This is a genomic window from Exilispira thermophila, from assembly GCF_055389015.1.
This window is the reverse complement of record NZ_AP042476.1, coordinates 951,550-976,296: the sequence shown is the minus strand read 5'-3', so window position 1 is coordinate 976,296 and position 24,747 is coordinate 951,550. Positions and strand designations below refer to the sequence as shown.

The following is a 24,747-nucleotide window of genomic DNA, read 5'->3' as shown; positions in this document are numbered from 1 at the left end:
TTTCTAACCTTATTGAGTTAGAAAGAGTTTTGTTTTATAGAGAGAGACAATATGAAACCATTTTTAGATGAAATACATATAAAAGTAAAATCAGGAAAAGGCGGTGATGGGAAAGTTTCTTTTCATCGTGAAAAATTTGTTCCTAAAGGTGGACCAGATGGTGGTGATGGAGGAAAAGGTGGTGATGTAATATTTGTATCTACATCACATTTAAATACTTTAAGCCACATTAATCCAAGAAAATGGTATAGAGCAAAAAATGGAGAAAATGGAAAAGGTGATAAAAAAAGTGGTAAAAAAGGTGAAGATTTAATTATTCCTGTTCCAGTGGGAACTATAGTATATGATTTGAAGAATAATAAAATTTTTGATTTTGATAAACTTGATATGAAATTTATTGCTGCAAAAGGTGGCAAGGGAGGTAAAGGAAATCAACATTTTGCAACCCCTTCTAATCAAACACCAGCAATTGCTACTAATGGACAGGAAGGTGAAGAAAAGGAATATATTCTTAAACTTAAAATAATTGCGGACATAGGTATTGTTGGGTTTCCAAACAGTGGAAAATCTACTTTTTTAAAAGCAACTACAAATGCAAATGCGAAAATAGCACCATATCCATTTACCACTTTAAATCCAAATCTGGGAACTTTTAGTTATGATGGTATAAAATACTATATAATAGCAGATATCCCTGGTATTATTGAAGGTGCGTCTTCTGGTAAAGGATTAGGAATTAGATTTTTAAAACATATTGAAAGAACCAATTTGTTGTTTATATTTTTAAATGGAGAGGAGTTTGATTATATTAAGCAATATGATACATTAATGAATGAGTTGAGTAATTATAGTAAAAATCTTTTAGAAAAAAAACAGGTTGTTGCAATTTCCAAAATTGATATTACAGAAGTAAGGGAAAATATTGAAAATAATATTAAAAAGCTTGAAAATCATATTAAAAATAAAGTATATACAGTATCCTCCTTTAGTAAAGAAGGATTAAAAGAACTATTAGAAGCATTATCCAGCAAATTAAAAGATTTGAATTAAAGAAAAATGGATAATCATTTAACCATTTTTTTAAAAATTTTCATCTTTAAAATTAGAAAGAATATCCCAAAACATTTTCACTTTTTTTTTAATTAGTTTCTTAAAAATTATAACATTTTTGAAAAATTAAAAAAAATTTTAATGTACTAAAAAAATCTTGACATTTTTTTTTTTTGTCCAATGATTTCAAATGAGGTTACTTAAACAAAACTGCAGTTTTGTTTAAAAAAATAATTATTTAGGAGATGTGATAAAAATCAATAGCAGGGGATAAAGAAACTGCTTTCAGGCAACGAAAATAAACCTGAAAGCAGATAGGCTTAGGTTCGACATTTAATTTGGTCAAAAAGACCGTTTAGGAGAATGAAGAGCCTACAGCCGAATCAACATAATAATCGGATTTTAACAATCCAGATTGAATAGGAGAATGGATTATTCTCTGTAATAAATATCGTAAAGAATCTGCTTTCAATTAAAAAAAAATAATTGGAGGAGGCAGATGAAACTATCAGTTGGAGTTGATTTACACAAGCATCAAATGACGGTATGTATAAAAAATTTAGAACAAAGGATTGCAGATATTAATTGGAAATTTTCTACAAAAAAAGAAGGATATATGGAATTTGTAAGATTGTTAAAGAAATTATCCCAACCAGAAGAAATTGAAATAGCAGTAGAATCTACAGGAAATACAAGATATTTCAAAAGAGAAATGGAAAATTATGGATTTAAAGTACATGTAGTAAATACCTTAAAGTTTAAAGTAATAAATGAATCAATAAACAAAACAGATAAACATGATGCAAGGACATTAGCAGAATTTTTATCAAAAGATATGATACCAGAAGTAAATTTATGTAAAGAAGATAGTAAAAATTTAAGAGATTTATTAAAGCATAGGTCAGTATTAAAAAAGACCAATGTAAGTTTAAAGAATCAAATACATGGAATAATGTTAGAAATGGGTATAGAAACAAAGAATGGACAGCTTAACACAAAAACAGGAAGGGTAAAAATTATAGAACAAATATCGGACCCAATAAAAAAAAGTATAGTATCAGGGATAATAAAAACAATAAATAGTATAGAAAGTTTAATATCAGAAATAGAGAAAGAGCTTTCAAAGATGACAGAAAAAGATGAAGCAGTAAGAATACTAAGGACAATACCAGGATGTGGATTGATAACTTCAATTACTTTAAGGGCTTACATAGATGACATAAATAAATTTAGTTCATATAAAAAGCTTTCTTCTTATTGTGGATTGGTACCATGGGTACAAAATTCAGCAGACAAAGAAAGATATGGGAATATAACTAAAAGAGGTTCACAAGAATTGAGAACAGCATTTGTACAGATGACAATGGGTATGATAAGGGTAAAAAGAGAAAGAGAAAATAGATATATGAAATCTTATAGAAATATGAAAAAAATAAAAGGAAGTGGAAAAGCAATAATAGCAACTTCAAGAAAGTTAAGTAAATTGGTATGGACATTATTAAAAAATGGTTGTGAATATGATCCAGTAAAATCAAATGATATATTGTTAAATAAAGATTATTCCGTTGCCTGAAAGCAATGATTTGAGGTTTTACCTCGTTTATATAAATTAGCAGATTTTTTGATATTTAATATTGATTTTTATAGGAGGGAAGTATGATTTTATTACAAAAAAAGAAAATTAGCCTTAAAGAGTTTGGAGTTAATAGTATTTTATTAGATCCAGATCATTGCGACATTTATTGTGGTATGATGCACTAAACTTTAAGGTGTCTATTAATAAAGAGGGATTTATTCCCTCTTTATTTTTAATATATTATACGAGGAGTATTTTATGAAAATAAATAAATATACAATATTAGTAAATGATAAAGAAAATAATTTTTATTTATTTAATTCATTTAATTTTTCAATTTTAAAAATTTCTAAAAAAAATATTATTGAAATGTTTCAATATAATGATATAAAAAAAATTGATACATTATCTGAACAAGAAAAAAAAATTTTAATAGATCAAGAATTTATTATTAAAGATGAAATTAATGAAAAGAAAATGTTGAATATTTTTTATAATTATAATAAATTTGATTTAAAAAGTTCAAGTATAGTCATATCTTTAACAGAAGAATGTAATTTTAATTGCTATTATTGTTATCAAAAAGATATTAATAAAAAAAGTAGTATATCTACTAAAATATTAAAAGAAAAAATTTTAAATTTTATAAAATTTCTTATCTTATCAAAATATTGTAATAAAAATTTATCTATAACCTGGTATGGAGGAGAACCTTTATTAAAAATTAATTATATAGTTGAATTAAGCAAATCATTAATAAATTTATGTGATAACAATAATATTGAATATTCTGCAAGTATTATTACTAATGGATATTTAATTGATAATTCTATAATAGAATATTTTAATAAATTAAAAATTAAATCAATTCAAATAACTATTGATGGAAATAAAAAATATCATGATTCAAGACGAGTGTTAAAAAATGGAAAAGGAACGTATGATGAGATAATGAGGAATTTAAAATTATTAGCAAAGAATTATAATGGAAAAATAACTATAAGAATAAATATAGATGAAAATAATATGAATGATATAGATGAACTTATAGATGATTTATTAAAAATTGAAAATATTAAAGATAAATTTATTATTAGTTTTGCTCCAGTTACAAAGTCATGCAAATCCAATAATAAAGATTATTATTTTCAACTTAATAATTATTATAACTTTGAATATAAAATGAAAAAAAAATATTCTAAATTATTAAATATTAATATATCAAATGATTTAAATTTTATTTATTCATGTTATTGCTCTGCTGAATTATTTAATTCTTTTTTAATTGATTCTAAAGGTAATCTATATAAATGCTATGAAGAAATAGGTAAAGAAGAATATAAAATAGGAAATTTGTTAAATATGGATAATAATTACAATTTATTTTATATTAATTCTAAATCAAAAATTTTTAATAATTTTGATATTTTTAGAGGGAATGATAAATGTTATAATTGTAAATATTTTTTATTATGTAGAGGTGGATGTCCTTACTTCTATAATTATAATAATATAAAAAATGAACCAATGTATTGTGAAGTTATTAAAGATAATATAAATAATAAAATTATTAATTTTGCAAGAGAGCTTTATGAAAATCTATAATAGAAAAGAGCTATTTAAAAATAGAAATCTAATTTTATGTTCTTTTATATTTATTTTATCATCAATCTGTATAAGTGTTGTTCCATATTTTTATAAATTAGCTGCTAACATTTTATCTATTAATAAAAATATAAACTCTTATTTTCCATATATTATTGCAATAATTTTTTTATATATTTTTAATATTATTTTAAATCATTATGGATATATATTATTAATAAAAGAATCAAGAGAGATATACCAGAAGAAAAGATTATTTATTGTTAGAAAAATATTAAATCTTAATATTGATAAAATAAAAAAAATTGAAAGTGTTTATTATTTTAATTCCCTTTTCGATGATTTGTTTAAAATAAGATTTGATATTCCATTAATATTTTATAATATACCTTACTATTTATTAAATATTGCTATTTATACAATTTTAATAATAAAAATTAACTTTATTTTTCTTATATTACTCCCTATAGTTTTTATCTCTTTATATTTAAAAACTACATTTCTATATAAAGAACTCAAAAAAAGAGATTATTCTGCTTTTGAGAGTTACAAAAAATCAAAATCTTTATTATACGATTTTATAAATTCAATAAATTATTTGCAATATAAACCAAAAAAAATAAAATATGGTATTAAAAACTATTTAAAAAAATTTTTTAAAGAAGAAAATGAAAGTACTTTGTCATTTCATAAACTCAATGAATTAAGCAATTCTTTAAAATATACTATTTATTATATCTTATTGATATTTGTTTTTATTTTTTCTGGATATTTTTTTATTAATGGAAAAATAACTTTTGGTGATTTCTTTGCACTAATTTTTATAGTTTCAGGACTAATTCAACCTGTTTCTAAAATTCTACAATTAAGAGAACAATTTATTATAAATAATTGTGCTTTTAAAAGAATAAATGATATTCTTGCAAAAGAGATTGATATTGAAGAAGGAAATATAAAATATAAATTAAAAGAAAAAAATGTTAAAGAAACAAAAATCATATTAAAAGAGGACATAATAAAACAATTGAAAAAAGGGGATAAAATTATATCTTTTGAAAATGTAGAATTTAGTTATAATAATCCTTCTAAAATTAAATTTTCATATAATTTTAAAATTTATCATGAACAGAGGATAGGAATAGTTGGAGAAATTGGTTCAGGTAAATCAACAATTATAAGATTACTTTCAGGTATGTATAAAAATTATAAAGGTTTAATAAAATTATTTGATATTGATTTAAAAAATATTGATAAAAATTATATTATTTCAAATGTAAACATTTTAACTCAACAAAAATATATATTTACTTCAACATTAAAAGAAAATTTAACTTTTTTTATGGATGAGTATGATAAAAAAAGATATGAACTTTTATTCAAATTACTTGAAATAGATAAATTATTAAGTAAAAACAATATTTCAGAAGATACATTTTTAAAAAACAATGGTTCAATTTTATCAGGAGGAGAGAAACAAAAAATATGTATTTTCAGAGAATTATTATATGAAAAACCAATCTACATATTTGATGAAGCATTTTCAGAAATGGATCAGGAAACAGAAAAAAGGTTAATAAAAAATATTATAAATAATAGTGATTTTAAAAATTCAACTTTTATATTTATAACACATAGGTTATCCATAACATCTTTTCTTGATAACATATTTGTGTTGAGGAATGGTGAAATAATTGAACAAGGGAAACATGAAGATCTTTTGAAAAATGATAATTACTATAAAACATTGTATAATAAATATTTTGAGAAATAGTACATATTATTATAGTTTATTATAATTTTTAACAAAAAATTTTAATAAAAAAATTAAATTGTTGTATTATAAAGATAATTTTTTGAAAAATTATAAAAATGTCTGGAACTATTTTAGATGTAATTTTAATATGATAAAAGAAAACTTTATTATAAAGAAGTAATTTTTATTATAGAATATTAGGTTACTAGTAAAATTATATGGTAAATTGCATTTATAATAATATAATGAATAATAAATAATTCTATTTATTTTAAAATAATTAAAAATATTTAAATAATTAATTTTTTAAGGGATTTTTATGAAAATCTATAATAGAAAAGAGCTATTTAAAAATAGAAATCTAATTTTATGTTCTTTTATATTTATTTTATCATCAATCTGTATAAGTGTTGTTCCATATTTTTATAAATTAGCTGCTAACATTTTATCTATTAACAAAAATATAAACTCTTATTTTCCATATATTATTACTATAATTTTTTTATATGCTTTTAACTTAGTTTTAAATTATTATGGAAATATTTTAATAACAAAAGAAGCAAGAGATATATATCAGAACAAAAGACTTTTTATTACTGGAAAAATATTAAATCTTAATATTGATAAAATAAAAAAAATAGAAAGTGTTTATTATTTTAATACCCTTTTTTTAGATATTTATAAAATAAGACAAGATATCCCATTATTATTTTATAATATTCCATATTATTTTTTGAATATTATAATTTATACAATTTTAATTATAAAAATTAATTATCTTTTTTTAGTATTGATTCCTATAGTTTTTATATCTTTATATTTAAAAACTACATTTCTGTATAAAGAAATTCGTAAGAGAGAAAATACTGCATTTGATTATAAAGAAAAATCAAATTCTTTACAATTCGATTTTATTAATTCAATAAATTATTTGCAATATAAACCAAAAAAAATAAAATATGGTATTAAAAACTATTTAAAAAAAGTTTTTAAAGAAGAAAATAAAAATATTGTAAATTATTATAAAATCAATCAATTAAGCAATTCTTTAAAATATACTATTTATTATATCTTATTGATATTTGTTTTTATTTTTTCTGGATATTTTTTTATTAATGGAAAAATAACTTTTGGTGATTTCTTTGCACTAATTTTTATAGTTTCAGGTCTTATTCAACCTGTTTCTGAAATTTTACAATTAAGAGAACAATTTATTATAAATAATTGTGCTTTTAAAAGAATAAATGATATTCTTGCAAAAGAGATTGATATTGAAGAAGGAAATATAAAATATAAATTAAAAGAAAAAAATGTTAAAGAAACAAAAATCATATTAAAAGAGGACATAATAAAACAATTGAAAAAAGGGGATAAAATTATATCTTTTGAAAATGTAGAATTTAGTTATAATAATCCTTCTAAAATTAAATTTTCATATAATTTTAAAATTTATCATGAACAGAGGATAGGAATAGTTGGAGAAATTGGTTCAGGTAAATCAACAATTATAAGATTACTTTCAGGTATGTATAAAAATTATAAAGGTTTAATAAAATTATTTGATATTGATTTAAAAAATATTGATAAAAATTATATTATTTCAAATGTAAACATTTTAACTCAACAAAAATATATATTTACTTCAACATTAAAAGAAAATTTAACTTTTTTTATGGATGAGTATGATAAAAAAAGATATGAACTTTTATTCAAATTACTTGAAATAGATAAATTATTAAGTAAAAACAATATTTCAGAGGATACATTTTTAAAAAACAATGGTTCAATTTTATCAGGTGGAGAGAAACAAAAAATATGCATTTTTAGAGAATTATTATATGAAAAACCAATCTATGTATTTGATGAAGCATTTTCAGAAATGGATCAAGAAACTGAAAAAAGATTGATAAAAAATATTATAAATAGTAATGATTTTAAAAATTCAACTTTTATATTTATAACACACAGGTTATCCATAACATCTTTTCTTGATAACATATTTGTGTTGAAAAATGGTGAAATAATTGAAGAAGGTAAACATGAAGAGCTTTTGAAAAATGAGAATTATTATAAAATGTTGTATAATAAGTATTTTGAGAAATAGTACATATTATTATAGTTTATTATAGTTTTTAACAAAAAATTTTAATAAAAAAAATTAAATTGTTGTATTATAAAGATAACTTTTTGAAAAATTATAAAAAATGTTTGGAAAATATTTTTATTGAATTTTTAAAAGTTTTATATACCTTTTTTCAGGAAAGTCATTAATTAAAATAATTTGATTATTTTAATTCAATTTTTTTGAATATGTTGAGTTAAAACAATTTATGTTTTAAATTATTTTTCTGGAAATAATAAATGAAAATAGCTATTTTTCCTGGGAGTTTTAATCCTCCACATATGGGGCATTTATATATTGCCCTGGATGTTTATTATGAATTTAAACTAGATCTAATATATTTTGTTCCATCAAAAAAAACTATTAATAAGAAGCATCTTTCTGATTCAACATATCATAGATTTAATATGGTTAAAATGTCCATATCTGATATCCCTTTTTTTAAAATTTCAGATTTTGAAATTAAACAAAATGGAATATCTTATACATTTAAAACCATTAAATATTTTAAAGAAAGATTTAAATTAAAAAAAGAAGATTTGTTTTTAATAATAGGACAGGATTGGATAAACCGATTTACACAATGGAAAAATTATGAATATATTCTAGAGAATTGTAATTTAATTTGTGTTTCAAGAAATGAAATAGATATATTTGATTATAATTATAAAAAATCTTTTTATAACAATTATAATAATTTAAATTCAAATGTAGTTAAAAAGGAAATAGTTGGTTGTGATAAAAAATATGATTATTTCCTTTTGAATTCCTATTATGATATCTCTTCAACGAAAATTAGAAATTTAATACACAAAAGAAAATATTTTAAGATATATTTAAAAGAAAATGTTTATTATTATATTGTAAATAATGGATTATATCTTTAAATAATTTTAAATTAATATTAAAGTGAATTAGCAGGTTTTAGAAGTATTAAAACAAAGAATAGATAATAATTAAATACAAAAAAGTTTTATATTTTAACTTGACAAAAATAAATAAATTTGGTAATTATCTAAAAGCAATGGCGGCGTAGCTCAGATGGTAGAGCAACCGGCTCATATCCGGTTTGTCAGGGGTTCAAGTCCCTTCGCCGCTAATCTAAACTTCCAGGAAATTAACCTGGAAGTTTTTTTGTATATAAACAATTCAACTCTTGCTTATTTCTTAAAAAATTTCTATGTTGAATTTATTTAAAAATTACTATATTTAATCTTTTAAAAACCGTTATATTTAATTTTTGAATATAACGATACTTGTTTAATAATTTTACTAATTACTAATTGTTTTTAATTTAAATAGAATTAAATCATTGATTATATCAATAATAGTGTGTAAATTATTTATAATTCCAGAATTATAAATAATTTCGTTGCTTGATGAAAATATTGACATTAATTATAGATAAACCAAATATTTTTAAATTTAAATTTATATTTTATTGCTAAAATATTTCAATATTATATTATTTATAAAAAATATTATTTATATAAGATTCTATTAAAAAATAGGAGATGTGATAAAAATCAATAGCAGGGGATAAAGAAACTGCTTTCAGGCAACGAAAATAAACCTGAAAGCAGATAGGCTTAGGTTCGACATTTAATTTGGTCAAAAAGACCGTTTAGGAGAATGAAGAGCCTACAGCCGAATCAACATAATAATCGGATTTTAACAATCCAGATTGAATAGGAGAATGGATTATTCTCTGTAATAAATATCGTAAAGAATCTGCTTTCAATTAAAAAAAAATAATTGGAGGAGGCAGATGAAACTATCAGTTGGAGTTGATTTACACAAGCATCAAATGACAGTATGTATAAAAAATTTAGAACAAAGGATTGCAGATATTAATTGGAAATTTTCTACAAAAAAAGAAGGATATATGGAATTTGTAAGATTGTTAAAGAAATTATCCGAACCAGAAGAAATAGAAATAGCAGTAGAATCTACGGGAAATACAAGATATTTCAAAAGAGAAATGGAAAATTATGGATTTAAAGTACATGTAGTAAATACCTTAAAGTTTAAAGTAATAAATGAATCAATAAACAAAACAGATAAACATGATGCAAGGACATTAGCAGAATTTTTATCAAAAGATATGATACCAGAAGTAAATTTATGTAAAGAAGATAGTAAAAATTTAAGAGATTTATTAAAGCATAGGTCAGTATTAAAAAAGACCAATGTAAGTTTAAAGAATCAAATACATGGAATAATGTTAGAAATGGGTATAGGAACAAAGAATGGACAGCTTAACACAAAAACAGGAAGGGTAAAAATTATAGAACAAATATCGGACCCAATAAAAAAAAGTATAGTATCAGGGATAATAAAAACAATAAATAGTATAGAAAGTTTAATATCAGAAATAGAGAAAGAGCTTTCAAAGATGACAGAAAAAGATGAAGCAGTAAGAATACTAAGGACAATACCAGGATGTGGATTGATAACTTCAATTACTTTAAGGGCTTACATAGATGACATAAATAAATTTAGTTCATATAAAAAGCTTTCTTCTTATTGTGGATTGGTACCATGGGTACAAAATTCAGCAGACAAAGAAAGATATGGGAATATAACTAAAAGAGGTTCACAAGAATTGAGAACAGCATTTGTACAGATGACAATGGGTATGATAAGGGTAAAAAGAGAAAGAGAAAATAGATATATGAAATCTTATAGAAATATGAAAAAAATAAAAGGAAGTGGAAAAGCAATAATAGCAACTTCAAGAAAGTTAAGTAAATTGGTATGGACATTATTAAAAAATGGTTGTGAATATGATCCAGTAAAATCAAATGATATATTGTTAAATAAAGATTATTCCGTTGCCTGAAAGCAATGATTTGAGGTTTTACCTCGTTTATATAAATTAGCAGATTTTTTGATATTTAATATTGATTTTTATAGGAGTATTTATGAAGGCTCTTGTAGTATGTTACTCAAGATCAGGGATAACAAAAAATATTGCTTTAAAAATTTCTCAAAATCTTAATTGTGATGTTGAAATTATCAGTGATAATAAAAAAAGAAAAGGTATATTTGGTTTTTTAATATCAGGTTATGAAGCTATGACAAAAAAGTTAGTAAAGATTAATAAAATAAAGAATGATCCAGAAAATTATAATTTAGTTGTTATAGGGTCCCCTACATGGGCTGGTAGTTTATCTTCACCTGTAAGAACTTATTTAACATATTATGGAAAAAAAATTAAAAACGTTGCTTTTTTTACAACATGTATGGATAATGGTGGAAAAATATTTGTACAGATGCAGGAGCTAACAAAATTACCACTTGAAAAAGTTGAAATTAATTCAAAAGAATACAAATCAGGAGAATATAAAACTAAAATAGAAGAATTTATAAATGCATTAAAAAATAAAATTTAATTTGCTTAGAAAAATAGCAAAATGCTTTAAGTTTATAGTTAAACCTAAATATAAAAACGAAATAAAATCCCAAAAAATATAATGTAAGATAAAAAATGATACTACAGTCATAATTTAATTCTCCGATAAAAAAATTGATGAATTTCTTAAACAAATCAATAAATGTAATTCTTTTATTTATACTTTTTGTTATAATTGTTTTTTCTTCAATTAGTTTTTATAGTTATCTATCATTGCTCGAACAAAAAAATTATTTGAAAGAAAAATTGCAGTTTTATGAAGAAAAAAAGAAATCTTATGAAAGAATAATTAACCAATTACAAAATAAAAAAGATGTTGAAAATTTAAGAATTTTTTTGTTAAAGAAAAAAGAAAATGAAAAATTTGTTTATTTTTATAATAAAGTAAATTACCCGAAATATAAAACTTTTAAAAATAAAAATTTATATGTACTAATTTATATTCTTTTTGCATCGTTTTTTTATTTATTAATTTTACAGGATTTTATAAAGAATTTTGAAAAAAATGATGATCTTTATAAATATAATTTTAAATATTTTAAAGGTGCAAAAGGAAAAAACTATTATTAATATTTATTTAAAATATTGTTCAAGTTGCATTATATGTTTGTTGTTTTTAAACTTTTCTTTAGCTTCTTCAAAAAGATTTTTTGCATAGTCATTTTCATTAATTGAAAGAAATATTTTGGTAAATTCATAAAAATAGCGGCTATTGTTCTTTTCTTTTTCTTTTAAAAGATCATTAATTTTAAATATTTCTTCATAATTTTGTAATTCTCGTAAAATCTTTGCTTTTCCAATATAAGCAAAAAAATCATAATCAATTTCTAGAGCCTTATCATAATATTCTAAAGCTTTTTCAAATTGATTTAAATTTCTATAACTATCTCCTATTCTTGTATAAAAAATTTTATTATTAGGTTGCAGTTGGTTAAGAATTAACCAATATTCTAAAGATTTTGAATAATTAAGTAAACCTCTATAAGAATCAGCTAAACCCATTAATGCAAATATATTGGTATTATCAAGTGCATATGCAACTTTATAATATTTTAAAGCTTTATTAAATTTGTTAAAATGTTTATAAATATTTCCAACAGCAGTTAATATTTTTATGTTTGTAATATCATCCAATAATGCATTTAGAAGATAATTTAAAGCTTCACTATATTTTTTATTATTATAGTAAAGAAATCCTAAATTTATCAAAAGATAGATATTATCTGGATGTTTTGCTAAACCTTCCTGATAATAATCTATAGCATTTTTTATATCAAAATTTTCATAAATTTTTCCCATTGTAACATAAAATTGAGGATTGTCTTTGTCATCAATAAAAAATTTTATAGTTTGTTCAATTGCTTCACCAAAACTTTTTGACTTTATTAGTTTTTCAATATATTCTGTAAATTCATTAAATTTTAATTGATTCATTATTTTTCCTTTAACCAAACTTTTAATAAATTAGCAATATTTTCAGCAAGTAATTCTTCTCTTTTTTTATACCCTGAAAGTTTATAGTACTTTAAAGCTTTTGCAACATCTCTTTTTTCAAATAAATAGTAGTCGCCAATTCTTATTAAACCATCTTTATAACCAGTTGTTAAAAAAATTTTTGCTGCTAATTTAATATTTCCCTTATTGAAAAGTTCATTACCTTTTCGGATTAATAAAAGTTTATCATATTTATCTATTGAACTATTTTTATTTGAACTATTTTTATTCATGTACTTAATTTAATAAAATAAAATAAAAAAAAATCAATATTGACAAATAAAAAAACGAAAATTATATTAAAGAAAAGAATAAAAAAAATATGGAGAGAATATTTATGAAAAGGATTTTGATTTTTATACTACTATTAGCCTTTATAATTCCTGTTTTTGCACAAGAAACTGGTAACCAGGATGTATGGGAAAATTATATTTTCAGGATAAAATATTGTCAACTTTCAAGATATGGAGCTAAAGTATATTATTTTTCATATACAGGATATGTAAAAACTTTATATGTGCCACAAAAATATATTAATAAGATCTTTTTTATAAAGGTTGATCACAAAGCTCCTTATAGTTTTATGCATGTTGTTTTAAAAAATAAGAAAATTTATAGAATTACAGTTTTCTTACCAAACATTATGGTTCAGGAATATTCAACATTAGATTTTAGTAAAAAGGATATTGAAATTATAAATAATACTTCTGAACTAAAAATAGAGTTTTAAATTACTTTTTTTTATTTACCTTTTAAAAAATTTACTCATATTTTTATTCTTCTTTTATTAATTTACAAATTTTTTATTAATTTGTTAGAATAGATTATTTTAGTATCTATTCAAAGAATTAATATTTTTCAATAATTTTTATGAAACTTAAAAAAAATAATACTTTTCTATTAAAAAAAATAATTTCCTAACATTTATTATTTATACCTTATATCTATATTTATAAATATTATTGTTGAAAAAATCATTAAAATCATTACCTTATTTAGACAAATAATTCTTGAGGTTATGTTTTGGAAATAATTGAAAGTTTAAATGATAAACAAAAAGAGGCAGTATTATATAATGAAGGGCCACTTCTAATTCTGGCTGCTGCTGGTTCTGGAAAAACAAGAGTTATTACTGGTAAAATATTTTATCTAATAAGTGAAAAAAAAGTTAAACCCTCAAATATTTTAGCACTAACTTTTACTAACAAAGCAGCCAGAGAAATGAAAGAAAGACTTGAAAAATTCCTTGGCAGCAGTGCAAGATATGTATTCACAGGAACATTTCATTCATTTGCAGCAAAGATACTAAGAATTGAAAGTGAAAATACAGATTACAAACAGAATTTTTCTATATATGATGAATACGATTCAATAAGTGCAATAAACAAAGTATTAAAAGATCTTAATTTATCAAATAAAGAGTATAATCCTAAACTTTTATATAAAATGTTTTCGTTATATAAAAATTCTTTGTTTCAAAGAAAAATTGATGGTGATATAATAAAAAGTATATACAAAAAATATCAGGAATTTCTTATATCCCACAATGCTATGGATTTTGATGATATTTTAATTAATTTTTTAAAACTTCTAGAGATAGAGAGTATTAAAGAAAAATATCAGGAAAAATACAAATATATTCTTGTTGATGAATATCAGGATACCAATATTTTGCAATATAAGATAGTTAAGATTTTGAGTTCTAAATATAAATTTATTACAGCTTGTGGAGATGATGATCAGGGGATATATTCATTTAGAGGAGCAACAATTGAAAATATATTAAGATTTGAAAATGATTTCCCTGGTTGTAAAACTGTAATTTTAGATAAAAATTATAGATCAACTCAAACAATCATTAATGCTGCTGCATATTTAATTCAGAATAATAAATATAGAAAATCTAAAATAATGAGAGCAGTTAATCTAAGAAAAGAAAACATCATTATCAATTCTTCAAATAATCCTGATGATGAAGCAAAATTTGTTTATGATACAGTAATGGATAATTTATTCAAAAATGGAGTTAAATATAAAGATATTGCAGTTTTGTATAGAAATAATTTTTTATCAAGAAATATTGAGGAGATATTTAGATTTAAAGGGGTACCTTATAATATTAAAGGGGGATATAATTTTTATGATAGAGAAGAGATTAAAGATATTATTTCTTATTTGATGGTATTTTTTAATCCAAAAGATGATATTTCTCTTTTAAGAATTATAAACACTCCTACAAGAGGGATAGGAATAAATTTAGTTAGAAAAATTAACGAATTTTCAAAAAAAACAGGGTTAACTATAATTGATATATTAAAATTAGCTTTTGAAACAAAAGATAAGTTTGAACCATTTAGCTCTAAAGAGATAATTAAACTGTCAGAATTATATAAAATTATAAATAATTATAGAGATAATATTACAAAAAGTAAAAATTTTCCTGATAAAATAAATGAATTTATCAGAGAAATTAATTATAAAGAATATTTACAAAAACATACAGAAGCCAATAACTTTGAAAAAAAATGGGATAATGTAGAATCATTTATAAATTCAATTTATGGATTTAAAAAAAGAGAACCTAATAAAAATTTCTATGAATTTATAGAAAAGCTAATATATTTAAAGCAAGGTATGGATCAGGATGATGAGGAAAAAAATTCAGTTAATTTATTAACAATTCATACTGCAAAAGGATTGGAATTTAAGATTGTTATTATTATTGGTGTTGAAGAAGGTATTATTCCTTCATCAAGAGCATTAGTTGAACATCAAATTGAAGAAGAAAGAAGATTATTTTATGTAGGAATGACCAGAGCAAAGGAAAAATTATATCTTTCATTTTGTGAAAATAGAGAAAAGTATGGTAAAAAATATGAAGTGTTCCCTTCAAGATTTCTGGATGAAATACCTGAAAATCTAATCGAATATGATAAAAGTAAACATGAAAATAAAATTGAAGCTAAAGACCTTGAAATGTTGAAAAATATTTTAAAAAAATAATATTATGTTTTAAAAAAAATTGTATTTGATTTATCAAATAGATGATTTTTGCATTTTAAGAAAGTTAAAATTTTAAATTATTATTGTTTTATTTCCATTAAATTTTCAATAACATCAATATAAATTTTTAATTTTTTTTCAAAAGATGATATGTTATTAAAATATAATTGATCAAGACCATTAATTATATTTCTAATTCTTGAGTTATTTTTGTTTTTGATATCTTCATAAATGATTAATAAAGTATTATAAAGAAACTTTAAAGAATTGTATATTGAAATAATGGTATTACGAGCTTTATCATTGATTTTAATTATTTCATTAGCATAATTTGCTTTTAATGATTTAGATGCTTTTATTGAATTTGGGTTTTTCATAATTATGTTAAATAATTTTTCTAAAAACACTAGTTTTTCTTCAAAATTATTAATTCTGAATAAAAGTTCATTACAATCATGTAATGTATTATTAAGTGATTCGTTTAATTCCATATCATTAAATTCAGTTTTAAAAATTAAAGAAGAAAGAACATTTTTAAATTTAGCTTCATAATATAGAATAACAAATGATTTAGTTATAGAAAATTGATAAGTGTATTTTAATTTAGGTAGATCAACCATTTGTAATTTATCCGATACAGCTTTATTATAATAAGATGATTTTAAAAGTTCATGTTCTTCAAATAATTCAGTAACTAATTTTTTAGTGCTATTTTGTTTTTTTTCTATAATCAGGTTATTTAATTTCATTTTTGCTGAATTGATTTTTTGATGAAAATAATTAAATAGGTAATTATTATCTGGATTATTTATAAGATTAACTTTATAATCAGGATCTTTTTTTAAATATTTTAGGTATTTTTCTAACTTAAAAGGGGAGAAATTAATATTAAATAATTTTTGAAGAGTTTTTATATTTTTTTTAAATTCAAGTAAACTGAAATCTATTTTTTTTGTTTTATAGTATTTTTGAAGATATAATTGAAGATATTTTGTGTATTCAATATTAAAATTAAAATTTTTTAATATAAAAACAAGGTCTTCTAAAATAACTATAAAAGAATCTGTTACTTTTACATCTACAAATATATCATTTTGTTTTTTATTAATACCTGGAGTGAAATTAGGATAAAATTTATTTATTAGAGAACCCCAATTAAAATTGGTTATTTCATAAAGATCTTTCAAAAAGTTAAAAATAGAGTTAATTTGATGATTTACCTCATTATTTAATTTTGTAGAAAGAATATTTTCTATTTTTTGATAATATTTATAAGTCTTATCAATACCATATTTTTGAGCTATTTTGTTTATATTATCATCTTCAAGCAAATTTAAGTAAACAACAATTTCTTTATCAATAAGATGATGTAAAAATAATTTAAGTGTAATTGTTTTTGTTTTATTATTTGTAAATAAAAGTACTAATGGTTTTTGAAATTTTACAAGAATTTTATATAAATAATAAATATCTTTTCCAAAATTTTTATAAAAAATCTTTTTTTTAGGATTAAAATATTTTGGATTTTCTAAAAGTATTTCTTTTGATATTTTTTTAAGTTGTATAGTTTTTGGATCAGAAGAAAATGAAAATAACGATAATATTTTTTCTAAAATTGACATTTTACCTCAAAATTATATTATTAATACAGCAATTAGAAATTTATAATAAATCTAAAAAAAATCAAATTATTATGAAGAAAATAAAGTATATTTTACATATAGATATGGATGCATTTTTTGCATCAATTGAACAAAGAGATAATCCTAACTATAGAAATAAACCAATATGTGTTGGTTCTTCACCGTCTTCAAGGGGGGTGGTTTCTACCTGTTCATATGAAGCTAGAAGATATGGGATTCATTCAGCTATGCCTTCTTCAATTGCAAAATCCCTTTGTCCTGAAGCAATTTTTATAAAACCAAGAATAAGATATTATTCACAAATTTCAAAACAGATATTCTCACTATTGGGAAAATTTTCTCCTGAAGTTTTTCAGGTTAGTATTGATGAGGCTTATATCGATATTACAGGTATGGTTCCTTATTATAAGGATTATACCACAATTGGAAAGATGATAAAAGAAGATATTAAAAGAAAGTTTGATTTAACATGTTCAATTGGAATTGCTCCATGTAAGATGCTTGCAAAGATTGCGTCAGATCTAAAAAAACCTGATGGATTTGTTTTTATAAGTAAAGAAAATGTTGAAGAATTTATAGAGAGTCTTGATATAAAAAAAATTCCTGGTATTGGAAAGAAAACTATAGAAAAATTAAATAAATATGGAATTTATAAAATGCGAGATTTTTATTCTAAAGATATTGGATTTTTAAAAGAAAAATTTGGAAATTGGGTTGAATCACTTTATTTTAAAACATTTCTTAAGGAAAATAATTTAAAAAATGAATCAAAATCTCACTCTATATCAACAGAATCAACTTTTGATCATGATATTGAAATTAACGAAACATTAATTGAATATATTAGACAAATGGTATGGGAACTATCTTTAAGATTAACAGATAAAGATTTAAAAGCTAAAGGGATAGGAGTAAAAGTAAGGGATTCTAATTTTAAAACTTATCAAAAACAGAAGAGTTTTAGCCAATATTCTATAAATGTCTTTGATTTTGAAGATGAAGTAGTAAAACTGTTTAAAAAACTGTGTGAAATGAAATTAAAAAAAGAAAAAATTAGATTAATTGGAGTAAAGTTTTTTGATATAGTTAAGACAGAGGATATTTTATTTAATAAAAATAATAAAGAAGAAATTTTGCTAAAAAAAATTAATGAAATTAATAAAAAATATAATTCTAGTATTATTAAAAAAGGATTTAGATAATATTTAAAAGGGAAAAGAAAAAAAATATGTGAATAATAAAAGAAATAAATATTATATAAGTTTAAGGTTTTAAAATGAAAAATGGAAAACAAAAAGCTTTAATAATTTTAGGGGGATCAACTTATGATTTACCATTTATTAAGGAATTAAAAAAAAAGAACTATTATCTCTTTATAGTAGATATTGATATAAATGCCCCTGGGTTGGAATATGCAGATTATCCAGTTAATCTTAGCATAAAAGATGTGGATTCTCTTGTAAGGTTTTTTAAACAGAAAAAAGAGAGTTTTAAATTTGTAGGTGTAACTTCTGTAGATACCGATGCAAATAGTGCAATTGCAGCTCTTTCGTCTTTATTACAAATAAATTCATTTAATTTTGAAGTATCTGATATATTATCTAATAAATTTAAATTGTATAATTATTTTGTTTTAAAAAAAGAAATTATAAAAGAATCAGGTTTAAATTTGATCCCATCACATATAATATGGTATTATGAAGATCTTCTGGATAAAATTAAAACTAAAAAATTATTGTTTCCCATTATATTAAAACCTACTGAAAATAGTGGTTCCACTGGAATTGTTATAGTAAAAGAAAAAAATAAAGAACATAATTTAAAAAAAGCATTTTTATATGCAAAAAATTATTCTCCAACAGGTGAAATTATAGCTCAGGAATATTTAAAAGGTTCTGTATATAAAATAGTATTTCTATCTGGAAAAAATCAAATTCAACCTATTTTAATATGGAATATTATTTATAAAGATAACAAATATCCAATAGAAATTTATAGAAATAACAAAATAAATTTATCTCTTGTAAAGAAATTAATATCTATTGGCAAAATAATAATAGAAAAAATTGGTTTAAAAAATTGTCCAGTTGAAATTAAAATAATTAAAAATGATGATATTTTTTACCTGTTAGATATTAATGTACGTTTAGAAGGTGGATTTTTTATTGATAAGCCTGTTTATAATTATCTTGAATATGATATAATTGAAAATTATTTAAAATCAACAATTGGAATAAATCCAAATAAATTTGATTATATAGAATTTCTTAAAACTAAAAGTGAAAAATTTATTTTTTTGAAAAAAATTTATGATAATGAGAATATAAATCTTCATATTAAAAATGATGATTTTAGAATTTATAAAATACATTCAAAATATATAAGAAATGATTTTGTTTCATCAAAATATTATTCAAATATTATTTATGCTTTTTCTAAAGAGGAACCAGATTTTGAAAAAATTAAATTTGAAAAATTAAAACTGGAGAATAATTTTGAACAATATTTATTAAAGGAAGCAAGAATAAATTTAAATGGCAGTTGTAAGGTATGTTCAGTTTGTGATGGAAAAGGGTGCATTGGTCAAATTCCAGGTATGGGTGGGGAAAATGAAAATGAAGTTTTTATTAAAAATTATTATGATTTAAGAAACTATAAAATTCCACAGATATTTTATACAAAAAATAAAGTAAAAAAAATTATTAATAATTTTCTTATTAAAAAGTTTGATTCAGATATTTTTGGTTACAAGGTAAAATTTCCTATTTTTATAGCTCCAATTACTGGTATTAAGTCTAATTTAGGTGGAAAACTTGATGAAAAAGAATTCTATATATCTTTATTAAAAGGTGCAATAGAAGCTGGATTTTTATCTTTTTTAGGGGATGGATCTTCAATAAATAAATATTTATATATGGATAAAATACTGAGTAAAGTTCAGTATAATGGAATTATTACTTTAAAACCTAGAGAAATAAACTTAATGTTAAAAAGAATCAAGTTTTTTAATGATAAGCCAATAAATGCAATCGCTATAGATGTTGATTCATTTAATTTAACAACTATGAATAAAAGTGATAGTTTTGTAAAAAAATATTCTTTTGAAGAACTTTTAATTTTGAAAAAAAACTCAAAAAAAACTCTAATAATAAAAGGGATAATGAATTTTTATGATATGGTAAAACTGACCAAATATGGATTTGAATCATTCATAATTTCTAATCATGGAGGAAGAGTAAATTCTTCCCTTTTAAGTACAATAGAAGTATTAAAATCTATTGATATAAAATATTTAAAAAAAATTAATAAAAATATTAAGATTGGAATTGATGGTGGATTTAGAAATGGTGAAGATATTATAAAGGCTTTTTTATTAGGTGTTGATTATGTTTTAATTGGAAGGCCTTTTGCAATTTATGCAGCAGGTGGTGGAATTGAAGGAGTCAAATTTTTATTTGATAAATATTATAAGCAGATAACAAATATAAAAAAATATTTAAACTAAATTTCTAAGCTTGCTTGTTGTTATATTAACAAATTGTAAGATAAAACTATTTATAAAATTCTTTTAACCATTAAATCAAATATAAACTGAATAATATTAGATAGTTTAGTTACTATTCTAATAAAATAAACTACACTTTAATAATTTTTACAAAAAAATAGGTTTAAAAAAAATTTTGACTTTTTGATGTTAAAATGATAAATAATATCTAAGAAATTAAAGGAGCATTTATGTCTTCACTACAAGAAGTAGGATACAAGAAAAACTTTTTTAGTTCAATGAAAGTAAAGTTCATGAATTTCCTTTTCAAATTTGTTACTAGATATCCATTAGCAAATTTTATTATTAGAAGAATATTATCAATGATTCCTATTATGTTAATTGTATCATTTATGACTTTAGGATTAATGGAACTACGACCTGGTGATATTCTTACAGAAATGAGGATGAATCCTCAAATGAAACCTGAATATGTAGATTTACTTGCAAAACAATATGGACTTGATAAATCTTTTTTACCCAAATACTGGCAATGGTTAAAAGGGGTTATTTTACATGGTGACCTTGGAGCATCTTTTGAATATAAAATGCCAGTTTTAAAATTAGTTAAAATGAATTTAAAAAATACTCTTATACTTAATATATTATCTATTATTTTAGTTTATGCCCTTGCTATCCCACTTGGGGTTGTCTGTGCAGTCAAGCAATTTCAATGGCAGGATAGATCAATTTCTTTTATTTCTTTTATATTTTTATCCACTCCAACTTATTTTTTTGCTTTCATGTTGATGTTTTTAGCTTATTTAACTCAAAGATATCACGTCCTTGGACCAATAGTATTTCCAGTTGGGGGGTTGATACCACATAATTGGGATCAACTTAATTCTTTTCAAAAATTTTTAACTTATATGCACCATATGATTTTACCTGTTTTAGCAACTTCATTGGGTGGAATAGCATCCTTCGTTAGATTTATGAGAAGTCAGATGCTTGAAGAGCTTAACAAATTATATATTACTACTGCCAGAGCAAAAGGTTTAAGAAAGAATACTATTATTTATAAACATGCTTTCAGGAATGCTATTAACCCTTTTGTTTCAAACTTTGGATTTATATTTGTTAACTTAATATCCGGTTCAACACTGGTTGAAATTGTTATGGGATTTCCAGGTATAGGTTATTTTTTATATCAGGCTGTTTTAAAAGAGGATATGTATTTAGTTATGGGTTATTTTATTATAACATCTTCACTTACATTATTAGGTATTATGTTTTCTGATATATTATTGTCTATTCTAGATCCTAGAATTAGAATTAGTTAAGGAGATTTAAAAATGAAACAATTTGATAAAGAAAAAGTATTAGAGAATAAAAAAAGACTTTATGAAAAAATTAGAAAAGAAATAAATCAAAGAGAAAAAAAGATAGAAAAATATCAGGAAGAAGATAGAGTTGAAACTCCTTCTTCACTTATGATTAAAAAATTTAAAAAACATAAACTTGCTATCTATTTTTTCTGGCTTTTAGTAAGTTTTTATATTTTTATGTTTTTTTCAGGTTTTTTTGCACCTTATGATGGACAATATAAATTTAAAAGACTACCTTCTCATCCTCCAACAGGAATTCATCTTTTTGACGAAACCGGGAAATATGTAGGACCTTATGTATATGAATATCAACTATATAATGTAATATTTAAAAGATACAGGAAAGTAATAGATAAAACTGTAATGGTAAATGGTAAGAAAATTACTATTTATAAAAAAAAGAGAGTTTATTTTTTTGCTAAAGGTCAACCATATAAACTTTTCTTTTTAATACCATCCAGAATACATCTTTTTACAACAAAAGTTGATAAAAGAGGGGATCCAGATGGAGCTGTATTTTTATTTGGTTCTGACAAATTAGGAAGGGATATTTTTTCAAGAGTTTTTATTGGAGCCTGGATCTCTTTAACAGTAGGTTTTGTTGGAACATTTCTATCACTTATTATTGCAATTGTTTTAGGTGGAATAGCAGGGTATTTTGGAGGAGCTACAGATTGGATAATAATGAGAATATGTGAAATATTTATGTTATTTCCATCATTTTATTTTTTGTTATTTTTAAGATCACTTATTCCTTCGCAACTTTCCCCTTCAGCAATGTATTTTATGATTGTTGTAATCCTTTCTTTAATTAGCTGGGCAGGTTTATCTAGAGTTTTAAGAAGTATGATACTTTCAATTAAAAATGAAGATTTTGTACTCGCTGCACAGGCTCAGGGAATAAAAAAATCAAGAATTATTTTTAAACATGTTTTACCTCAATTATCATCATATATTATAATAAATATTTCTTTGAGTATTCCTGGATACATTTTAGGTGAAACAGGTCTTTCTTTTTTAGGACTTGGAATATCTGAACCATCTATTTCATGGGGAATGTTATTAAGTGATGCAGTACAACCATATATGGTAGCTGCATTTCCATGGATTATTATCCCATCAATATTTATTATTTTAACAGTAATGTCTTTTAATATGATTGGTGATGCTTTGAGGGATGCTCTTGATCCTAGAACCAAAATATAATTTAAAAATATATAAATTAAGGAATAAATATGAGTATAGAAAAGAAATTAGTAGAGGTAAACAATTTAAAAACATATTTCTATCTTTTTGACCATGTTGCTAAAGCAGTTGATGATGTTTCGTTTTATATAAATGAAGGTGAAACATTAGGTGTTGTTGGTGAATCAGGTTGTGGTAAAACTGTAACTGGTTATTCAATTATGAGGCTAATTGATAAACCTGGTTACATAGTTAATGGTGAGATCTTATTTCAAGGGATTGATTTATTGGGGTTAACAGAAGATGAAATGCTAGAGGTTAGAGGAAAAGAAATTTCAATGATTTTTCAAGAACCTATGAATTCTTTAAACCCTCTTTACACAATTGGTAACCAATTAGTAGAGCCTATTAAAAATCATTTAAAATTAGATGATGAAGCAGCTAAAGAAAGAGCTATTAAATATCTTGACCTTGTTGGAATTCCTAATCCTGAAAAACGATTTGGAGATTATCCTCATCAGATGTCAGGTGGTATGAGACAAAGAGTTATGATTGCAATGGCTTTATCCTGTGATCCTAAACTATTGATTGCTGATGAACCAACTACAGCATTGGATGTTACTATTCAAGCTCAAATATTAAAATTAATTGAAGACCTTAAAAGTAAAGTCAATTCAGCAATTATGTTTATTACACATGATTTAGGTGTTATTGCAAATTTTGCTGATAGAGTACAGGTGATGTATGCTGGAAAAATTGTTGAGAATGGAAAGAAGCATGATATTTTTAAAAACCCTCTTCATCCTTATACTAAAGGCTTGTTAAAATCTATTCCAATATTAGGTCAAACTAAAAATGATACAAGATTATTTCAGATTGAAGGGAATGTACCTTCTCCAAAACATTTTCCAAAAGGGTGTAGATTTAATACTAGATGTCCTTATGCTAAACCAATATGTAAAGAACAAACACCAGAAATGAAAGAAATTGAAAGTGGTCATTTTGTATCATGCTGGTTATTTTAGGAGG

19 protein-coding genes and 1 tRNA gene are annotated in these 24,747 nt (G+C 22.4%); 17 read left to right on the top strand and 3 right to left on the bottom strand.

From position 1 onward, the window contains the following. Positions 1–51: 51 nt before the first annotated feature. From obgE to ACZ5EC_RS04160, 10 genes are all read left to right on the top strand, one after another. Entirely contained in the window at positions 52–1,050 is a 999-nt protein-coding gene (gene obgE / locus ACZ5EC_RS04205) for a GTPase ObgE (RefSeq protein ID WP_464303710.1), read from the top strand. Positions 1,051–1,549: 499 nt separating this feature from the next. After that, positions 1,550–2,623, top strand: a complete 1,074-nt coding sequence (locus ACZ5EC_RS04200) for an IS110 family RNA-guided transposase (protein WP_464301847.1) — start codon at positions 1,550–1,552, stop codon at positions 2,621–2,623. A gap of 261 nt (positions 2,624–2,884) precedes the next feature. Continuing rightward, entirely contained in the window at positions 2,885–4,231 is a 1,347-nt protein-coding gene (locus ACZ5EC_RS04195; protein ID WP_464303709.1) for a radical SAM protein, read from the top strand. Further along, a complete protein-coding gene (locus ACZ5EC_RS04190) occupies positions 4,218–6,002 on the top strand; it encodes an ATP-binding cassette domain-containing protein (RefSeq protein WP_464303708.1) in 1,785 nt (594 codons plus the stop codon). The genes ACZ5EC_RS04195 and ACZ5EC_RS04190 overlap by 14 nt, the downstream gene beginning before the upstream one ends. A gap of 301 nt (positions 6,003–6,303) precedes the next feature. Then, positions 6,304–8,088, top strand: a complete 1,785-nt coding sequence (locus tag ACZ5EC_RS04185) for an ATP-binding cassette domain-containing protein (protein ID WP_464303707.1) — start codon at positions 6,304–6,306, stop codon at positions 8,086–8,088. A 257-nt stretch (positions 8,089–8,345) separates the two neighbouring features. Beyond that, the gene (gene nadD, locus ACZ5EC_RS04180; protein ID WP_464303706.1) at positions 8,346–8,993 is read left to right on the top strand and encodes a nicotinate (nicotinamide) nucleotide adenylyltransferase; all 648 of its coding nucleotides are present in this window, start codon (positions 8,346–8,348) and stop codon (positions 8,991–8,993) included. 139 nt (positions 8,994–9,132) lie between these two features. Next, positions 9,133–9,205, top strand: a tRNA-Met gene (locus tag ACZ5EC_RS04175). A 669-nt stretch (positions 9,206–9,874) separates the two neighbouring features. Further along, entirely contained in the window at positions 9,875–10,948 is a 1,074-nt protein-coding gene (locus tag ACZ5EC_RS04170; protein WP_464303705.1) for an IS110 family RNA-guided transposase, read from the top strand. Between the two features lie 82 nt (positions 10,949–11,030). Beyond that, positions 11,031–11,501, top strand: a complete 471-nt coding sequence (locus tag ACZ5EC_RS04165) for a flavodoxin family protein (protein WP_464303704.1) — start codon at positions 11,031–11,033, stop codon at positions 11,499–11,501. Positions 11,502–11,638: 137 nt separating this feature from the next. Continuing rightward, positions 11,639–12,091: a hypothetical protein gene (locus ACZ5EC_RS04160; protein ID WP_464303703.1), complete on the top strand. Its 453-nt coding sequence runs from the start codon at positions 11,639–11,641 to the stop codon at positions 12,089–12,091. 3 nt (positions 12,092–12,094) lie between these two features. Here ACZ5EC_RS04160 and ACZ5EC_RS04155 read toward each other — a convergent pair whose 3' ends face one another. Continuing rightward, positions 12,095–12,955, bottom strand: coding sequence for a tetratricopeptide repeat protein (locus ACZ5EC_RS04155; protein WP_464303702.1), 861 nt, complete (start codon positions 12,953–12,955; stop codon positions 12,095–12,097). Beyond that, on the bottom strand, positions 12,955–13,248 hold the full coding sequence (locus ACZ5EC_RS04150; RefSeq protein ID WP_464303701.1) for a hypothetical protein: 294 nt from the start codon (positions 13,246–13,248) through the stop codon (positions 12,955–12,957). Before ACZ5EC_RS04150 ends, ACZ5EC_RS04155 begins: the two co-directional genes overlap by 1 nt. 104 nt (positions 13,249–13,352) lie before the next feature. Here ACZ5EC_RS04150 and ACZ5EC_RS04145 point away from each other — a divergent pair, with 104 nt between their 5' ends. Both ACZ5EC_RS04145 and ACZ5EC_RS04140 read left to right on the top strand, forming a co-directional pair. Beyond that, on the top strand, positions 13,353–13,745 hold the full coding sequence (locus ACZ5EC_RS04145) for a hypothetical protein (RefSeq protein WP_464303700.1): 393 nt from the start codon (positions 13,353–13,355) through the stop codon (positions 13,743–13,745). 293 nt (positions 13,746–14,038) lie between these two features. After that, complete coding sequence (locus ACZ5EC_RS04140; RefSeq protein WP_464303699.1) at positions 14,039–16,018, top strand: ATP-dependent helicase; 1,980 nt, start codon at positions 14,039–14,041, stop codon at positions 16,016–16,018. 80 nt (positions 16,019–16,098) lie between these two features. Here the strand turns inward: ACZ5EC_RS04140 and ACZ5EC_RS04135 are convergent, their stop codons facing one another. Further along, positions 16,099–17,640: a hypothetical protein gene (locus ACZ5EC_RS04135; RefSeq protein ID WP_464303698.1), complete on the bottom strand. Its 1,542-nt coding sequence runs from the start codon at positions 17,638–17,640 to the stop codon at positions 16,099–16,101. A gap of 71 nt (positions 17,641–17,711) precedes the next feature. On the opposite strand from ACZ5EC_RS04135, the gene dinB reads away from it, so the two are divergent. The 5 genes from dinB to ACZ5EC_RS04110 all read left to right on the top strand — a co-directional run bounded on the left by dinB (position 17,712) and on the right by ACZ5EC_RS04110 (position 24,743). After that, positions 17,712–18,863, top strand: a complete 1,152-nt coding sequence (gene dinB / locus ACZ5EC_RS04130; RefSeq protein WP_464303697.1) for a DNA polymerase IV — start codon at positions 17,712–17,714, stop codon at positions 18,861–18,863. Between the two features lie 74 nt (positions 18,864–18,937). Beyond that, positions 18,938–21,166: an alpha-hydroxy-acid oxidizing protein gene (locus ACZ5EC_RS04125; RefSeq protein ID WP_464303696.1), complete on the top strand. Its 2,229-nt coding sequence runs from the start codon at positions 18,938–18,940 to the stop codon at positions 21,164–21,166. Between the two features lie 230 nt (positions 21,167–21,396). Further along, positions 21,397–22,488 carry an ABC transporter permease gene (locus tag ACZ5EC_RS04120; RefSeq protein WP_464303695.1) on the top strand — a complete coding sequence of 364 codons (1,092 nt, stop codon included), beginning with the start codon at positions 21,397–21,399 and terminating at the stop codon, positions 22,486–22,488. A gap of 12 nt (positions 22,489–22,500) precedes the next feature. Then, positions 22,501–23,739 (top strand): ABC transporter permease, encoded by a 1,239-nt coding sequence (locus tag ACZ5EC_RS04115; RefSeq protein ID WP_464303694.1) that lies wholly within the window; start codon positions 22,501–22,503, stop codon positions 23,737–23,739. A gap of 29 nt (positions 23,740–23,768) precedes the next feature. Beyond that, on the top strand, positions 23,769–24,743 hold the full coding sequence (locus ACZ5EC_RS04110; protein WP_464303693.1) for an ABC transporter ATP-binding protein: 975 nt from the start codon (positions 23,769–23,771) through the stop codon (positions 24,741–24,743). The last annotated feature ends 4 nt before the right edge of the window (positions 24,744–24,747 follow it).

Bases quoted from the DNA above. Each gene is read 5' to 3' on its own strand.
- dinB (WP_464303697.1), top strand. From the start codon at position 17,712: ATGAAGAAAATAAAGTATATTTTACATATAGATATGGATGCATTTTTT.
- ACZ5EC_RS04150 (WP_464303701.1), bottom strand. From the start codon at position 13,248: ATGAATAAAAATAGTTCAAATAAAAATAGTTCAATAGATAAATATGAT.
- ACZ5EC_RS04185 (WP_464303707.1), top strand. From the start codon at position 6,304: ATGAAAATCTATAATAGAAAAGAGCTATTTAAAAATAGAAATCTAATT.
- ACZ5EC_RS04135 (WP_464303698.1), bottom strand. From the start codon at position 17,640: ATGTCAATTTTAGAAAAAATATTATCGTTATTTTCATTTTCTTCTGAT.
- ACZ5EC_RS04110 (WP_464303693.1), top strand. From the start codon at position 23,769: ATGAGTATAGAAAAGAAATTAGTAGAGGTAAACAATTTAAAAACATAT.
- ACZ5EC_RS04125 (WP_464303696.1), top strand. From the start codon at position 18,938: ATGAAAAATGGAAAACAAAAAGCTTTAATAATTTTAGGGGGATCAACT.
- ACZ5EC_RS04160 (WP_464303703.1), top strand. From the start codon at position 11,639: ATGAATTTCTTAAACAAATCAATAAATGTAATTCTTTTATTTATACTT.
- ACZ5EC_RS04115 (WP_464303694.1), top strand. From the start codon at position 22,501: ATGAAACAATTTGATAAAGAAAAAGTATTAGAGAATAAAAAAAGACTT.
- ACZ5EC_RS04120 (WP_464303695.1), top strand. From the start codon at position 21,397: ATGTCTTCACTACAAGAAGTAGGATACAAGAAAAACTTTTTTAGTTCA.
- nadD (WP_464303706.1), top strand. From the start codon at position 8,346: ATGAAAATAGCTATTTTTCCTGGGAGTTTTAATCCTCCACATATGGGG.
- ACZ5EC_RS04170 (WP_464303705.1), top strand. From the start codon at position 9,875: ATGAAACTATCAGTTGGAGTTGATTTACACAAGCATCAAATGACAGTA.
- ACZ5EC_RS04165 (WP_464303704.1), top strand. From the start codon at position 11,031: ATGAAGGCTCTTGTAGTATGTTACTCAAGATCAGGGATAACAAAAAAT.
- ACZ5EC_RS04155 (WP_464303702.1), bottom strand. From the start codon at position 12,955: ATGAATCAATTAAAATTTAATGAATTTACAGAATATATTGAAAAACTA.
- ACZ5EC_RS04190 (WP_464303708.1), top strand. From the start codon at position 4,218: ATGAAAATCTATAATAGAAAAGAGCTATTTAAAAATAGAAATCTAATT.
- ACZ5EC_RS04195 (WP_464303709.1), top strand. From the start codon at position 2,885: ATGAAAATAAATAAATATACAATATTAGTAAATGATAAAGAAAATAAT.
- ACZ5EC_RS04145 (WP_464303700.1), top strand. From the start codon at position 13,353: ATGAAAAGGATTTTGATTTTTATACTACTATTAGCCTTTATAATTCCT.
- obgE (WP_464303710.1), top strand. From the start codon at position 52: ATGAAACCATTTTTAGATGAAATACATATAAAAGTAAAATCAGGAAAA.
- ACZ5EC_RS04200 (WP_464301847.1), top strand. From the start codon at position 1,550: ATGAAACTATCAGTTGGAGTTGATTTACACAAGCATCAAATGACGGTA.